The sequence below is a fragment of the Streptomyces sp. NPDC001373 genome (genome assembly GCF_042895815.1).
In the GTDB taxonomy this organism is placed as follows: Bacteria; Actinomycetota; Actinomycetes; order Streptomycetales; family Streptomycetaceae; genus Streptomyces.
Map to the genome: position 1 here is coordinate 1 of NZ_JBIAWQ010000068.1, position 1,304 is coordinate 1,304.

Sequence of the window (1,304 nt, forward strand, 5' to 3'; positions counted from 1 at the left end):
GGCGGTTTCTAGGGGTCGTTGCAACACGTGGTCGTGTTGATCAGGCCGCGAGCAGTTTATGCAGGCGCTCGGCTGGGGTTTCCCAGCCGAGCGTTTTGCGTGGGCGGCGGTTGAGCTGGTCGGCGACGGCGGCCAGGTGCTCGGGGTCGTGGACGGCCAGGTCGGTGCCCTTGGGGAAGTACTGCCGCAGCAGACCGTTCGTGTTCTCGTTCGAGCCGCGTTGCCAGGGGCTGGCCGGGTCGCAGAAGTAGACCGGGACGTTGGTGGCGACGGTGAACTCGTGGTGGCGGCCCATCTCCGAGCCCTGGTCCCAGGTCAGGGACCGCTTCAGGTGGGCGGGCAGGGTCTGGACGGTTTTCTGGAGTGCGTCGCGGACCTGCTCGGCGCCCCGGCCGTGGGGCAGGTGGACGAGCATCACGTACCGGGTGGCGCGCTCGACCAGGGTGCCGATCGCGGACCCGTTGTCCTTGCCGATGATCAGGTCCCCTTCCCAGTGCCCGGGCACGGCCCGGTCCTCCGCCTCGGCCGGTCGTTCGCTGATCATGACCATGGGCTCGGCGAAGCGGGGCCGTCGCTGCTGGGCTTGGCGGTGGGGTTTGCGGCGGGCTCGTCCGGTCCGCAGTGCTCCGGCGAGCTCCCGCCGCAGTTCGCCGCGTCCTTGCACGTAGAGGGCCTGATAGACGGTTTCGTGGACCACATGCATCTCCGGCCGGTCGGGGAACTGTGCCCGCAGAGCCTGGCAGATCTGCTCCGGGCTCCACCTCTCGTCCAGACCGGCCTGGACCGCGGCCCGCAGCTCGGGGTTCTGGCTGATCTTGCGCGGCTTGGGCCGGGGCCGGCGGTCATCGGCCCGGGCCTGGGCGGCGAAGGGCCGGTACTGACCGTTCACCGGGTGCCGGTTGCGGCGGATCTCCCGGCTGACCGTGGACGGGCTGCGGCCCAGCTCGGCCGCGATCGCCCGAACCGTCGCTTTCTCGCGTAGCCGGTCGGCGATGTGGATCCGGTCGCCCTCGCGCAGGTACCGCGACGACGCGGAAGGCGGCACCACCGGACGAACCGGTGGTGCCGCCTTCTGCTTGCCCGACGGGTTGCGGCCGTTACGCCACCGCTTGCCCGTGCGCAGGTTGATCCCGACGCGTCTGCAGGCTTCGGAACTGCTCAGGCCCTGGTCCATGAGCCGGAAGTATTCCTCCCGCTCACGGACCAGCTTCCTACGCCCTTGCGCCACCGTCCGCACCTTGCGGATCTCGAAGTCCATCGCACCCCTTGAGCTGGGGTGTTGCGACGACTCCTAGAACCCAAGA

At 69.7% G+C, this 1,304-nt stretch carries 1 protein-coding gene; it reads right to left on the reverse strand.

Annotated elements, in window-relative coordinates; genetic code table 11:
- Window positions 1–40 precede the first annotated feature (40 nt).
- Window positions 41–1,174 carry an IS30 family transposase gene (locus ACFY15_RS36910; protein ID WP_390688538.1) on the reverse strand — a complete coding sequence of 378 codons (1,134 nt, stop codon included), beginning with the start codon at window positions 1,172–1,174 and terminating at the stop codon, window positions 41–43.
- Window positions 1,175–1,304: the final 130 nt, after the last annotated feature.